This is a genomic window from Streptomyces sp. NPDC104309 (assembly GCF_055584025.1).
The window spans coordinates 1-12,234 of the sequence record NZ_JBVJMV010000091.1 but is presented as its reverse complement, the minus strand read 5'-3'; the positions used below and the strand labels follow the sequence as shown (position 1 = coordinate 12,234).

Here is a 12,234-nt window from a genome sequence, read left to right as displayed (position 1 = left end):
CACGAACGGCCTGTTGCGCCAGTACTTCCCGAAGGGCACTGACCTTTCCCGATGGGCGGCGGAGGATATCGAGGCAGTCGCTGCCACCCTCAACACGCCCTCGCAAGAGCCTCGGTTGGAAGACACCCGCTGAAGCCCTCAACGACCATCTACTATCGATCACATAAGCCGGTGTTGCATCCACTGATTGAACCTGGTCTGGGCGCCCCTGTCGGTCTGGAAGACGACGCGGTGAACACGGCCGCCGCGGACGGCCACGGCCATCTCAACCGCGTCGGTGACCAGCGAGGTGCGCATGTGGTCCGCGATCGACCAACCCACCACCCTTCGTGAGTAGATGTCGACCACCCTGGCAAGGTAGAGCCACATCGAGCCGACGGCTATGTAAGTGATGTCGCCGCACCACCTGATGTTCCGCGTGCCTGGGCGACGACGTCCCGCGCTTCGAGGCGGTAGCGATGGGCTGAGCATCTCTGTTTCTGCGGCGCGACTGATCTGTCAGCCACTCAGACTCCACCCGATGACTCGGATAGCAAGTTCGAGTCATCGGGTGGCGTCATTCATTCTCCTATCATCCTCGATTCGAATAGCCTATCTACGATAGGATGCCATCTGCACACCTCGCGTATGAGGGCTTTTCAAATAGACCGGGCAGTGACCAGTGGGGTGCAGGGAGAGATTCATGGCGAAGATGACATACAAGGTGCCGAGTTCGTTGAACCGCAGCTTCCTCGACCACGAGATCACGCTGAGCAAGGGCGGCTGGGCGGCCAAGCCTTCGCCGATCAAGCAGCTGCTCTTCTTCGGCGGCGGCGCCCTCGCCCTGCTGTGGGTCAGTACGTCGACGTTCGTCGCGGGCTCGGGCCCGGTCGCCATCACTTTCTTCGTCATCTGGGGACTGGCGGCGATCATCTACTTCGGCGGGCTGCTGAAGACGAAGGAGCTGCGCCTCATGCGCGTGCCATCTTTGCTGGCCTACCTGCCCCCGAAGGCTCGTCACGTCTTCACGCGCCGCAGCTCGAACCCCACGGCCTTCTATTCGATCGTCGGCATCGACGACATCGAGGAGGACGGGCTGATCCACTTCTCCGACGGCGGCAAGGGCCAGGTCTACCTGGTCGTTGGCTCCGCGAGCTACCTGCTCTTCGACGAGGACCGAGTCGGGATCCTTGACCGGGTCGACTCCTTCTGGCGCAAGGTCGAGACGACCTGCGAGCACAACTTCATCACCACGAAGGAGCCGCAGCGGATCTACCACCAGGTGGCGAACCTGGAGCGGCGCAACCAGGCCCTGCAGGTCCGCGATCCAGATCTGGTCGAGTTGCAGAACGAGCAGTTCGACATCCTCACGCAGCACGTGGGCGGGAAGTTCACCTCGATCCACCAGTACCTGCTGCTCAAGGGCAAGAACATCGACGCGCTGCGCAAGGGCCACCAGGTCCTTCAGGCCGAGGTCGGCGGCTCGACTCTGATGATCAAGGAAGCCACGATGCTCGACCGCGAGGAGGCCCAGCCGATGCTGCGGGTCTTCTACCAGGGCATCGACGACGAACTGGTCAATCTCAGGCTGCCGTTGAATCCATGACCAGCGCCAGGGCGACCACCACGACGACGAATGAACGAAGGACACCATGGCGCTGATGACGAAAGTCCGAGCACAGCTCGGCATCCCGGGAAAGAAGTCTAGCCAGACGCATGAGACCGCGGAGCTTGTGGTCGATGATCCGCGCGCGAATAGCGCTGCTCAGGCTGAGGGTGTACAGGACGCTGCGCCGTCCGCCGGCGCAGCCGACGAGGCCAGCGAGCCGAAGAAGAACTGGTGGCAGCGCCGCCAGGAGGTGAAGCACCTCCAGGGCACGTTCGACGCCTACCCTCACCTGCTTGTGCTGAAGCCGCGGGAGAAGTACGTGTTCCGCTCCGACTACTTCGAGGTCGACGGCTCGGTTGCCTGCGTCCTGGCGTTCTTCCACGACGACGCCGCGCACGACAACTTCGCAGCCTTCTGGGGCATCGACCGGATCCCGGACGGCCTGGACGAGCGGGTCACGGCGGTGGTCCTGGAGCAGGTCAAGCGAATGGACGAGAAGTGGATCGACTCGTACACCAAGCAGTCGGAGAAGCTGGAACGGCTCGATAGGGATGAACAGGCGGAGACGGGAACGACCTCCTCCAAGCGCAAGGCCGCGAAGATCTCCGGTGACCTCGGTGTCATCATCGGCGAGATCCAGGACGGCGCGAGCTACCTCTCGATGCACAACCGGCTCTTTCTCAAGGCCCCCAACCTGGCGATCCTGGACGACTCGATCGACCGGGTCACGCGCCTGTACATCGACCGCTTCGGCACGCTGAAGGCTGCACCCTACGCTGGCGAGCAGCGCCAGGAGCTCTCGGGCCTGTGGAAGAACAACGAGAAGAAGAAGGGCAAGGGCTTCTACTTCACCTCGACCGAGCTGGCCGGCTCGTACTCGCTGGTGACCAACGGTCTCAACGACAAGAACGGCGAGTATTGCGGCTACATGGTTGGCGACGTCAACAACAGCGCTGTGCTCATGGACGTCAACGGCTATGACCACCACGCGATCGTCGCCGACGCCACGCTCAGCGAATACCTCGACCGTCAGCGGGTGGCCAACATGTGGTGCTCGAAGATCTCGCAGGCAGCGCTGCTGAACAACGGCCAGGTCGTCCATCTCATTCTCGACGGGGCGAACCTCGACAAGCTCGGTCCGGCATTTGAACGGCTCACCTCGCGCGTGGATCTGAACCAGGGCGACGTGAACATGTTCGAGATGTTCGGCGAGGAGGAGGACGAACTGACGGTCTTCTCCGCCCAGATGGAGAAGCTCAAGCTCATGTTCGAGCAGCTCTACGAGACCAGCGACGGAGCGATCGGCTCGATCATCCGCAGCGCCCTCGAAGACACCGCGACCGACTTCTACGTCGAGCAGGGCATGTGGCGGCGCAACGCCAAGGAGAACCGGCACCGTCTGCGCGTGGTGAACATCCCGCACACCCAGGTGCCCCGGCTGCAGATGTTCGTCTCCTACCTGGCGACGGCACACAAGGCGCTGCTGAACTCCAACAAGAGCGACCCTGACCAGCTGCGCGCCTACAACGTGCTCAGGGGCATCGCCAACGCCATGCTGAGCACGAACGGCGACTTGTTCAACAACCACACGGTCAGCGCGGTCGACGGCGTCCGGGACTCCCGGCGCGTGGTCTACGACTTCTCGCGGCTCATGCGCCGCGGCAAGGGCGTGGCCATGGCCCAGCTGGTGAACATCGTGGGCTTCGCCGTCGGCAAGCTGGGGCTCGGCGACACGGTGATCATTCACGGTACCGAGCACATCGACGGCCGGGTAAAGACGTACATCAAGGACCAGTTCGATCACATGCACGAGCGTGGCGGCCGGGTGGTCTACAGCTACAACGACGTCGACAAGATGCTGGCCGATTCGGACTTCAACCGGTTCGATGCCGCGGACTACACGCTCTTCGGCCCGATGCGCGACGGCACCGTGGCGGAGTACCAGAAGCAGCTGCACCAGCGGATTCCGCCGGATCTCGCCCAGCTCATCACGACCAAGGACGAGAATCTCACGTATCTGCGCCGGGGCGTCTCCAACGTGGTCTTCCATCTGGACCTGGCACTGGGGATCAACCCCTACCGCGAGGCCCAGCGTAGGCAGGTCCGCCTGGAGGCGGCCAGGGCCGAAGAGGCAGCGCGGATGGACGCGATCATGCACGACAAGCCGGCACCGGGTGCGAACCTCACCAGCATCCGCAAGCACAGCGAGGGCGACGACGGCGAGGCGGGTTCCGAGGAGAACCAGAACAGCGACGGCAAGAAGAGCCTGCGGCGGCCCGAGGACGGCGCACGGCGGTCAGCGAGGAAGCCCAAGCCGAAGAAGCTGGTCAAGGCATGAGTGAAGTCAGTACTGATACGAGGGCGAGGAGCAGAGGAGAGACGATGAACGGGACGATGACGGCGGTGGCGCGGCTGCGTGCCTGGGCCGGCCACGGCGGCCGCGGAACCCGCCGGGGCAGGCTCGCGCGCGGGCTCGCCCTCGTGCTCCTGGCGGCTCTGCTTGTGCCGGTCTTCATGATGGCGACTTCTTCGCCGGCATCCGCGGACGACAAGAAGGAGCGCGACAACTACAGCCTCTACCAGCTGGCCTCGAACGCGAGCTCGTACTTCAGCGAGAAGAACTCGCCGGGCAGCGACAAGGGCATGCACGAGAACTGGAAGCCGGTCGTGGGCAGTCCTGCCTCGGGTGGCTCCATGCTCGGCTACGCCGACCCGGAGTTCAGCCTGGGCAACATCGTGGGCTGGTTCTTCGCCGAGGTCTCGGGGTCCTCGCAGACGGTCACCTACGAGACTCTGGCTGCCAAGGACGACAAGGGCAACGCGAAGTACTCGGGCATGCTCGACTACGCGCACTTCGGGGCCGCGAACAACGATCTGGGCCTGGACACGATGTCCTCGGGCGTCGGCGGCCAGATCGTGGACGCGATCGGAGGCTCCATCATCTGGGTCCTCTACGCTCTGGCCCTCGCGGTCGGCACGCTGTTCTACGTCATCCTGCAGTTCCTGAAGCTCATCAACCCCTTCATGTGGTTCTACCAGGCGGTCAGGGCAGTCAACCCGACCTTCGCCGACGGGATGACGGGGGGTGACACCGGAGGCGGCGCGCTCTCGGGCTTGCAGCACTGGATCAGTGGCTGGTACGGCCTGCTCGTCGACATTTCGTGGCAGGCACTCGTCCCGATCTTCATCGGTTTCCTGCTCATCGGCCTGGTCATGTTCAGGAAGATGGACCGTGGCTCGGCGATCAAGAAGCTCCTCGTGCGCATCGTCTTCATCGGTGTCGGCCTGCCGCTCATCGGCTCGATGTACACCAGCGTGCTCGACAAGTTCGACAACTCGGTTCTCGGTGAGCACGCCGGCCCGACGCGCGTCGTGCTGAGCACCTACGTCGACTTCGAGGCGTGGATGATGAACGACCGCCTCGGGATCCCGGACCATGCCCTGGTCTCCTGGAACGGCGACCAGGCCAACTCGGACGCGATGATGTCGGTGCGCACGAGCGCACTGGCGATCAACAAGCAGTCCCACGGTGCGACGTTCAACGGCATCAGCATCGGCACGAAGACCAACGACGCTGAGTCGGCCTGGAAGGAAGGCACCGTCTCTGTCGGCACCGGCGCGTCGGACGACTTCAAGGCCGTGTTCTCGACCTTCGGGATCATCAGCAAGTACATCGGCAGCAGCGAGATCGCGGCCTCCGATTTCGAGTCCGGGATCAAGAGCTCGATCACGCAGCTGGACGAGAGCTCGGATGTGAAGAAGAGCTGGTTCGTCGACAAGAACAGCTACGGCGACGTGGAGCAGTTCGGTGAGGAGAAGGGTCCCAAGCCCGTCGATCACCCGGTGATCTCGACCGACGGCACGGGCCTGCGCTCGTCCAGCCCTGCTAAGGACTCGACGGTCTTCACGACGTCCGGGACGAAGAGCGGCTGCGGCTTCACGGTGGGCAAGACGCCTTCTTCGTGCAACCTGTCTCCCCTGGCGGCGTACAACTATCTCAACAGCGGGTTTTCCCCCAGTTCGTTGACCATGTTTTCGTCGAACAACGCGACCAGCGGCTTCACCCGCGAGAACCACATGGCGGTGTCGCAGGTGGGCACCGGCCCGGCGAAGTTCATGTACTGGAGCAATGCCGCCACGGTCCTCGGCTCTATCGTCCTGCTCGGCTTCTGGTACGCCATCGGCATGCTCGTCGGCGCGATCAAGCGGACCTTCGGTCTGGTGGCAGCAGTGCCGTTCGCGACGCTGGGCGCGATGGCCGCGATCGCCAAGGTGATCGTCTACTCCATGGCGCTGATCCTGGAGGTCATCGTCACGCTGTTCATCTACCAGTTCGTCTCGGAGTTCCTGATCTCGGTCCCGGACATCATGGCCGGTCCCGTGTCGAGCTTCATGAGCCCGGGCGGCCTGTGGGGCAACGCTGCGCTCGGCGGGATCATCGTGGTGATCCTGACGCTCATCTCGTCGCTGGTGATCATCGGCATCACCTTCGCTCTGCTGCGGGTCCGCAAGACGGTGCTGCAGGCGATGGATGAGGTGGTCACGAAGCTGGTGGACAAGTTCCTGGAGACGAACACCGCGCCGAAGCCGGACAAGGGTGGGCTGATGCCTGCTCTGGCCGCGGGTGCAGGAGCCGGCGCGGGCATGGCTATGGGCAACAAGATGGCCAACGGGTTCAACAGCAAGACCAATGGCCCGGCGTCTCCGAGCACGGGCAAGCCTGGCGACAAGACGGCGTCGACGAACGCCGGCGGCACGAACGGCGACGCCACGGCGCTGACTTCTGGCAAGCAGGCGCTGGCCCTGGAGGGCGGCGGCGAGGGTGGCCCCGGCGATCCGAACAGTCCGGCGCTGGACGGTGGTCCCGGTGGCGGCGGCCCTGGTGGCTCTGGTGGCAGCGACGACGCCAAGGCTCTGCCGGGCGGCAGCGGTCCTGCTGGCGCTCTGGGCGCGGGTGGCCAGGGAGACAGTCCCGACGACAAGGGCGGCCCGCTGCAGCTGAGCAGTGGCGGAGCGGGCAGCTCGCACTCGGACAAGCAGACGGCGCAGGGCCTGAGCAACCAGGGCGGCCTGTCCAATCTCGGGTACACCTCGGGCGACGGCAACAAGGTCATCCCCGGTGAGGTTCTGGCCTCGTCCACGGAGCCGTCGGGCTCCCGCGGTGGTGCTCAGAACCAGAGCAGCGCAGGCAGCACTGGTTCTGTTCCGACCAGCGGAGGCCGCAAGGCGATTGCGGGTCAGACAGGCCCGACGCAGTTCGGCACGGGTGCCCAGGCCGCGCAGAGCCAGCAGGGCGGCAACCAGCAGGCCACACCGCAGCGCTTCAGCGGCGGTGCTGTCCCGGCTCCTGTTTCCGGGCAGCCGGCCGCGCCGAGCACGCGTCCGACGCGCGCTGCTCAGGGTGGTACTCCGGCCCCGAGGCAGCTGGGAGCTGGCGCTCCGGCTCCTCGTCCCGTGGCCGCTCCGGCTCCGGGTCAGACTCCGGCTGCGCCTGGTGCGCGGACTCCGGCTCGGACGCAGGCAGCGCGTCAGCCGGGTTCGATCCAGGCGTCGACGCCGACGCCGCCGAGGCAGCAGCCCGCCCCGCGGGCTCAGGCGCAGCGGCCGTCGGCTTCCGCACCGGCTCCTTCGCCGCGGCAGGCTCCGGCTCCGCGTCCTCGTCCCCGTCCGAACCGGGTTGTCGGTCCGGCCCCGCAGAGCGTGGAGACTCCGGAGCCGCAGCAGCGGCCGGCCGGTGGTCCCCGCCGGGGCCGGCGCGAGAAGCCGCAGGACTGATCGGGCGAGCGTGGAGGGTTGACGCACCCGGTGAAGATGATCGCCAAGGTCATCCTCACCGGGTGCTTCGTCTTTTGCGCGGCAGGAGGAGAAGAGCATGAGGCTCGGATCGAGGCTTCGCAGCGAGTTCCCGCGCGGATGGTGGCGCTCGGGGCGATGGTGGATCACCGGGCTCCGCGAGTTGGCTCTCAGCATCGTGGCCACCGTAGCCACCGTGGTGTTCGTCGGCGAGATGGTGCGCGCCGTGCGGCATCGCGACGAGCCGCGGGCTCTGGCACGCCTGTCCGGCACGTTTGAGGGGTACGTGGGCAGTCTGTTGATCAACGGCGCGGGCTTGGCTCTGGTCACCATGGCGATCGCGGATGGTCTGCCTGTGGCGCTGGCGGCGCTGCTGGCCGGATGGTGTCTGCTCAACATCGCCATCGGTGCCGTGGTGTTCGTCGTGGTGGCCCGGTCGAGGATCAGGCAGTCGGCAGCGTGGGCTGAGCTGGATTTCGTTGAGCAGCACGCGCCGAAGTACGGCCGACCGCCGGAGACGATCGAGGAGTACCGGGCGCAGCAGCTCCAGGAGTAGGCGTCAGGGAAAGACAGAACCCCGTGGACACGATGTCCACGGGGTTCTGTGCTGCCTGAGCGACGCGGTACTCAGCTGTGCTGGCCGCAGTCCTTGGCCATCAAGGCCTTGGCCTGATCGCTGTCCGCAGGGATGAGCTGCACCTGATCGATCGAGTACGCGAAGGTGTATCCGAGCGTGATGCTGCTGTCCGACATCGAGATCGAGCCGGATCCCGGCTCAGTACCCGTCTGGTCAGAGCCGTTGACGTCGTCCCAGAGCACGCTGTTCCGGCCGTCGTTGATCGTGCCGGTCGAGAGAATCTGGTACTGACCCTTGTTGGTCTGGCCATCCTTGACGATCGAGCCGTGCTTGATGTCGTCGAGGGCCTTCGTGGTCAGCTGGCACTGCTGGTCGCTGGCGGTGACGTTGATGTACGTGATCTTGCTGCCCTTGATGGCGGCAATGCCACCGCGCGCGCCGTCGGTGATGGAGATGTAGGCACCGTCGAAGCTGGAGGCCTGGCTGCTGCTGGGGCTCTGCGAGGAAGCAGCATCGCTGCTCCCGCTGCAGGCAGTGAGCATGAGAGCGCCCGCGGCCAGGGCCGCGGCGGACACGGCGATCCTGGTCCGCGTCGCACGTGCGGTCCTGGTGGAGTTCATGGTGTTCTTCCTTCGTTCGTTCCGAATAGTCGGTTGGGGTCAGTTCTGCGAAGGCTGGGCCGGCGGCATGCTCGGCATCGGCGGAATCGCAGAGGGCTGACGTGCTGGAAGCAGGACGAGGACGGCTGCAGCGAGCATCACGACCGAGAGCGGAGACAGCAGCACCACGCCGGCCCCGACGGACACGCCGTCGGTGCCGCCGACGAAGAACAGGTTCCCGAAGCCGTCGACCACGCTGACGAGGCCAGCGACGATGCCGACGACTCCGGCGGTGATGCGGGACCACTTCGCCTTGAGCAGTATCGTCATGCTGGACGCGGCGATGGTCACGAGCATGACGCAGAGCAGGAAGCCACCCTCGCCGTCGGCCTGGGCGCTGAAGAAGTTGGCTGAGAAGCCCGCGGTCGAGGCGACCGGCGTGAACAGCGAGATGATCGCGAGGAATGCCGCTGCGGCGAGGATGACGGGAGCCAGCCCCATCAGCTTGGTAAGTTCCGGACACGAGGCGCTCTGCTGCATCGAACGTGCGGCGCTCTGTGCAGCCGGGGCGACGCGGTCGCTGAAGAACTCTCGGGCGCCCGTGTTCTCAACCGCCGGCGCAACCTTGGCGTTGAAGAAGTCCCGGGCGCCGTTGGCGATCTGCTTGGCCCCATCGGCCATCTGCTGCATCGACGGATCACGAGGCCGGCGCTCGGGAGCAATCAACCCGGCCTGGACGGCCGCCTGGTACTCAGCCATCGTCGGCTCGCGGCGATGCGTCTGTTGGAACCCGGCGGACCACTGCTCGGCCGAGACAACGGGCGGAACCTGCGGCCGTGGCGGCATAGCCTGCGTCGGTTGATCGGGTATCTGTGGCTGACTTTCAGTCATGATTGCCCCCGCTGCCTCTCGTTCAGTCCTGCGTGTCCAGGTGGTGTCCTCTTCCAAGGGACCAGCGTCTCGGCTCCACAGTTCCACACTGCATCCCCGAGATCCCAGATCCCGACCACGTTTGGGAGCCGAAGCTGGCCCTCTTGAGGGCCACCTGATTCGACTTCCGGGCTTTCTTCTCGTACATCAGCACATGCGAACGCATTCACAAACGCACTATCAGTATTGCAGATTGCTGTACCGGATGTACCACCAAACAACAGAAGGCCAGTCAAAGTCGCCTATGGATAGGCGACTTTGACTGGCCCAGAACTAGCCCGGACTCAGCTGTCAAGCGTCTTCTCGGAGGTTGTCGAGTCGGTTCTCAGTCAGTGCCAGCGCGACTTCGGATTGGTTGAGCGCATGCTCGCCGTCCTGGATGCGCCACTGAAGACGCTGCACGGGCGGGGCGTCCTCTTCCTGGATTGCCAGGTCGCCGAGTTCGCGCAGCTCTGCGTACGCACCTTGCAGCTGCTCCTCGTGGTGTGCCGACCGGACCCGGAGGCGGGCGACTCGCTCTTTCCACCAGCTCAGTCGCGACTGGCGATCGAGAGTGGTCTTCCCTTCGAGCCAGGCACGGAGCTCGGTCTGGTCGACATCGCTTGGGAGCCCGGTGGCAAGGGGCCCCTCGGGTTCCGGCATGTCGATGGGGATGTGTGACAGCAGCACCGCGGGGGTCGTGTCGAGCACATAGGCGATCGCGACGAGATCATCGACGGTCACGGGGCGCGCGCATCGCTCCATCTCCGCGAGGGCGTCGGCCGGGATCGGGTGATCGAGCATCAGGAGCACGTAGGCCAGCTCATCGATGGTCAGCTCGCGCAGCTGGCGGTAGTGGGTGATGGCGTCGGACACAGCAAGGGACGTGGGAAGGGGCGACGGCATGCATCGATCATAGGCGTGCTCGGCGCGGCCCCAGGTGGGTTGTGACGTACTCCCTGGCCGTCGTCACATAGACAGTCACAGAGGCCCGGGAGCAGTGCTCTGTGCGGACGGGTTCGAGTTCGCGGTGCTCGGCGATCACGAGGTCGACGTGGACCGGCTGGCCGCGCGGGTACGCGCTGAGGCCGACACGGAGATCGGCCGCTGCTACCTGGAGCCGGAGTCGCATGGCGCGGGGTGGAAGCTGGCCACCGGGTCAGCTCCCGCCACCGCCCGGCCCTTGCCTCAAGAGCCGGGCGAACACGCCTCACGACCAATCGCGGGAGGGCGCGTTAGAACCCGCAGGTCAACGCGGCGAACAGCCGCGACTCACCGGATCCGGACCACCGTCAACGGGTCATGCCGCCAGGCCTCTCATGCAGGAGACCCAAGAGAGGCAGGATGACGCCTCGCAGAGGAGTGGTACGGGCAGCCCAGACCCGGAGTCCCGCCGTCCTCCCTTACTGGCCGGGCCGCGCCGTCGGGTCGGGCGTCTCCGGCATTCGGCAGCCGTTGCAGCTACCGGCGCGCCAGACCGGCGCAGGCGCAGAGCCGAGCTTCGAGATCCGAAACCCGGCTCCTGGGCCGCACTGTCCTGTCGTAGTGCCCGTCTGACGCTATGCGGCTCAGCGGTGCCCCGCACATGCTGCTGCGCCAGACGGGCGTGAGGGGACGTGCCGCCGTTCGGTGGCGCCAGCGCGCACCTGGGCACGCGATGCGACTGCCCAGTCCGGCATACCGGGTCACGGCGGTACCCCTATGGTTCGAGGCTTAGGCTCGCCTCGGCGACACCCCAGGGTGGGGCCGAAGGTGGATCGGGCCGGCCCTGACAGGTGTTCATTCCAGGACCCCGAGCGCGGTGTCCGGTCGACAGTGGACGCATGCCCGGATCCCTGCGACGACTGCCTGTAGTGCCTGGTCCCGGGTAACTGGGTAGGCGTTTCGAGCCATGTGGCAGCCGCCCACATGAACCTCGACCGGCGGGGCGCCCTGGCCGATACCTCGCTCCACCACCCAGTCCGGAGTGGGCGGGCGCCTCGCCTCGCCCTGTTCCTCCTCTGCTGCCCGCTGCTCGGCCACGGCGATCGCCGCATCCACTTCGCGCAGACACATGGCGTGCCAGGTCCGGAGGGTCCGGAGGCGTGGCAGGTCGGATGGCAAATCAATCACGTATTCGATAATAGGTTCGATTCTTGCTTGTCGGATTCCGGCCCGCCGTGCTTGCTACCGCACCCGGGTCACCGTGAGCGTCCCGTGCCGCCCCGTCCCAGCGACGACCTCCACCACGACACTTGAGTCGAGCCCGGTGTACCGCTCCCCGCCCCGCGCCACGGCCGGGGCGGCCGCGGCGGCGTCGGCGAGCAGCGCACCGAGCTGCACCGAGAGGCGCGCATCGAGCCGGGCCGACATGCGCGGCTGGTCGTCGTCGGCGAGCACCAGGGCCAGGTTCCGGGGCCGCGCCCGAGGGCCCGTGAACCCGACGACCACCGCGTCCTGAGTGTCCGCATGCCTCACCTTCACCCAGGAGCGCCGCCCTCCCGGATACCCCTATGCCCTGCTCGACCAGGGCCTCGTACCAGAGCAGGGCCGTGTCCCGGTCGTCGGTCGCGGGCGTGACCTGGATCGGGGGACCGATTTGCGCCAGCAGGTCCAGGAGCAGCCCTCGCCGCCCGCGGCCGCGTCTTCGCCACCAGGGCCGAAGCGAACCTCGCGCTCTTCGAGTACATCGACGGACCCTGTTGCCCAATTGGGTGAAGACGTCGCGATCGTGCCCTGTGCGGTGCTGGGGCGGGTGAGTCTGGTGTGTAGGCATCGGAGACACGAAC

At 65.9% G+C, this 12,234-nt stretch carries 9 protein-coding genes and 2 pseudogenes; 5 read left to right on the top strand and 6 right to left on the bottom strand.

Annotated features, from left to right (window positions below):
- Window positions 1-167: pseudogene (locus tag ACZ68L_RS45405) on the top strand (transposase); the annotation flags it as partial.
- Here ACZ68L_RS45405 and ACZ68L_RS45400 read toward each other — a convergent pair.
- Window positions 160-408 (bottom strand): annotated as a pseudogene (locus ACZ68L_RS45400) (DDE-type integrase/transposase/recombinase); the annotation flags it as partial. The pseudogenes ACZ68L_RS45405 and ACZ68L_RS45400 overlap by 8 nt on opposite strands.
- Before the next feature lie 274 nt (window positions 409-682).
- Here ACZ68L_RS45400 and ACZ68L_RS45395 point away from each other — a divergent pair.
- The 4 genes from ACZ68L_RS45395 to ACZ68L_RS45380 all read left to right on the top strand — a co-directional run bounded on the left by ACZ68L_RS45395 (window position 683) and on the right by ACZ68L_RS45380 (window position 7,937).
- Window positions 683-1,585 carry a hypothetical protein gene (locus ACZ68L_RS45395; protein ID WP_469590543.1) on the top strand — a complete coding sequence of 301 codons (903 nt, stop codon included), beginning with the start codon at window positions 683-685 and terminating at the stop codon, window positions 1,583-1,585.
- Window positions 1,586-1,640: 55 nt separating this feature from the next.
- Window positions 1,641-3,926, top strand: a complete 2,286-nt coding sequence (locus ACZ68L_RS45390; RefSeq protein WP_469590540.1) for a hypothetical protein — start codon at window positions 1,641-1,643, stop codon at window positions 3,924-3,926.
- Between the two features lie 44 nt (window positions 3,927-3,970).
- On the top strand, window positions 3,971-7,363 hold the full coding sequence (locus ACZ68L_RS45385; protein WP_469590537.1) for a hypothetical protein: 3,393 nt from the start codon (window positions 3,971-3,973) through the stop codon (window positions 7,361-7,363).
- Window positions 7,364-7,460: 97 nt separating this feature from the next.
- A complete protein-coding gene (locus tag ACZ68L_RS45380; RefSeq protein WP_469590534.1) occupies window positions 7,461-7,937 on the top strand; it encodes a hypothetical protein in 477 nt (158 codons plus the stop codon).
- Window positions 7,938-8,008: 71 nt separating this feature from the next.
- Here the strand turns inward: ACZ68L_RS45380 and ACZ68L_RS45375 are convergent, their stop codons facing one another.
- From ACZ68L_RS45375 to ACZ68L_RS45355, 5 genes are all read right to left on the bottom strand, one after another.
- Window positions 8,009-8,578, bottom strand: coding sequence for a hypothetical protein (locus ACZ68L_RS45375; RefSeq protein WP_469590531.1), 570 nt, complete (start codon window positions 8,576-8,578; stop codon window positions 8,009-8,011).
- Window positions 8,579-8,617: 39 nt separating this feature from the next.
- Entirely contained in the window at window positions 8,618-9,448 is an 831-nt protein-coding gene (locus tag ACZ68L_RS45370) for a hypothetical protein (RefSeq protein WP_469590528.1), read from the bottom strand.
- Window positions 9,449-9,778: 330 nt separating this feature from the next.
- A complete protein-coding gene (locus ACZ68L_RS45365) occupies window positions 9,779-10,342 on the bottom strand; it encodes a DNA-binding protein (protein ID WP_469590526.1) in 564 nt (187 codons plus the stop codon).
- A gap of 903 nt (window positions 10,343-11,245) precedes the next feature.
- On the bottom strand, window positions 11,246-11,578 hold the full coding sequence (locus ACZ68L_RS45360; protein WP_469590523.1) for a DUF6233 domain-containing protein: 333 nt from the start codon (window positions 11,576-11,578) through the stop codon (window positions 11,246-11,248).
- Between the two features lie 54 nt (window positions 11,579-11,632).
- Window positions 11,633-11,929 (bottom strand): hypothetical protein, encoded by a 297-nt coding sequence (locus ACZ68L_RS45355; RefSeq protein WP_469590520.1) that lies wholly within the window; start codon window positions 11,927-11,929, stop codon window positions 11,633-11,635.
- Between the last annotated feature and the right edge of the window lie 305 nt (window positions 11,930-12,234).